This window comes from Sphingobacterium tabacisoli, assembly GCF_017908035.1.
Classification (GTDB): Bacteria; Bacteroidota; Bacteroidia; order Sphingobacteriales; family Sphingobacteriaceae; genus Sphingobacterium; species Sphingobacterium tabacisoli.
On record NZ_JAEQMU010000013.1, the window covers coordinates 1 to 1884 of the forward strand.

2 tRNA genes and 1 rRNA gene are annotated in these 1884 nt (G+C 50.3%); all 3 read right to left on the minus strand.

Annotated features, from left to right (window positions below):
* Position 1 precedes the first annotated feature (1 nt).
* Positions 2–75, minus strand: a tRNA-Ala gene (locus JKG64_RS22925).
* A 9-nt stretch (positions 76–84) separates the two neighbouring features.
* Positions 85–158, minus strand: a tRNA-Ile gene (locus JKG64_RS22930).
* A 104-nt stretch (positions 159–262) separates the two neighbouring features.
* Positions 263–1790 (minus strand): 16S ribosomal RNA (locus JKG64_RS22935).
* Positions 1791–1884 lie beyond the last annotated feature (94 nt).

A 1884-nucleotide genomic window follows, 5' to 3' on the forward strand; every position in this document is an offset into this window, starting at 1 on the left:
GTGGAGAATAACGGATTCGAACCGTTGACCCCCTGCGTGCAAGGCAGGTGCTCTAGCCAGCTGAGCTAATTCCCCTCTTGTATGTAGTCCCGAGCAGATTTGAACTGCTGACCCCTACATTATCAGTGTAGTGCTCTAACCAACTGAGCTACGGGACTAGCTATTACTTTATCTCTCTCGGTACTCCACCGGGGTGGGTACTTTCTTCTTGTCTATTATAATCATGTGATAACGTAACGAGATTCAATCATGAATGCTCTAGAAAGGAGGTATTCCAGCCGCACCTTCCGGTACGGCTACCTTGTTACGACTTAGCCCCAATTATCGGTTTTGCCCTAACACGCTCCTTGCGGTTACATGCTTTAGGCACCCCCAACTTTCATGGCTTGACGGGCGGTGTGTACAAGGCCCGGGAACGTATTCACCGCGTCATTGCTGATACGCGATTACTAGCGAATCCAACTTCACGGGGTCGAGTTGCAGACCCCGATCCGAACTGTGAATGGCTTTTCGAGATTGGCATCACATTGCTGTGTAGCTGCCCGCTGTACCATCCATTGTAGCACGTGTGTAGCCCCGGACGTAAGGGCCATGATGACTTGACGTCGTCCCCACCTTCCTCACTGCTTACGCAGGCAGTCTGTCTAGAGTCCCCACCATTACGTGCTGGCAACTAAACATAGGGGTTGCGCTCGTTGCGGGACTTAACCCAACACCTCACGGCACGAGCTGACGACAGCCATGCAGCACCTAGTTTCGTGTCCCGAAGGAAGGATGCGTCTCTGCATCCGTCACTAACTTTCAAGCCCGGGTAAGGTTCCTCGCGTATCATCGAATTAAACCACATGCTCCTCCGCTTGTGCGGGCCCCCGTCAATTCCTTTGAGTTTCACCCTTGCGGGCGTACTCCCCAGGTGGATAACTTAACGCTTTCGCTGGGACGCTGACTGTGTATCGCCAACATCGAGTTATCATCGTTTAGGGCGTGGACTACCAGGGTATCTAATCCTGTTCGATCCCCACGCTTTCGTGCATCAGCGTCAATACTAACTTAGTGAGCTGCCTTCGCAATCGGAGTTCTAAGACATATCTATGCATTTCACCGCTACTTGTCTTATTCCGCCCACTTCAAATAGATTCAAGCCCTACAGTATCAAAGGCACTGCGACAGTTGAGCTGCCGTATTTCACCCCTGACTTATAAGGCCGCCTACGCACCCTTTAAACCCAATAAATCCGGATAACGCTCGGATCCTCCGTATTACCGCGGCTGCTGGCACGGAGTTAGCCGATCCTTATTCTTACGGTACATTCAGCCCTCTACACGTAGAGGGGTTTATTCCCGTACAAAAGCAGTTTACAACCCATAGGGCAGTCATCCTGCACGCGGCATGGCTGGTTCAGGCTTCCGCCCATTGACCAATATTCCTTACTGCTGCCTCCCGTAGGAGTCTGGTCCGTGTCTCAGTACCAGTGTGGGGGATTCTCCTCTCAGAGCCCCTAGACATCGTGGCCTTGGTAGGCCGTTACCCTACCAACTAGCTAATGTCACGCGAGCCCATCCATATCCTATAAATATTTAATTGCCATCCCATGCGGAACTGCAATCTCATGCGGTGTTAATCCGAATTTCTTCGGGCTATCCCCCTGATATGGGCAGGTTGCTCACGCGTTACGCACCCGTGCGCCACTCTCACCATTCCTAGCAAGCTAAAAATGGATCCCGTTCGACTTGCATGTATTAGGCCTGCCGCTAGCGTTCATCCTGAGCCAGGATCAAACTCTCCATAGTAAAATGAAGTGTAAGATCAAGACTATTTATAAAAAATAGAATTGTCTTTATTTAAATAATTTCTGATTCTATGATTGACAGGTTGAGTTTTTTT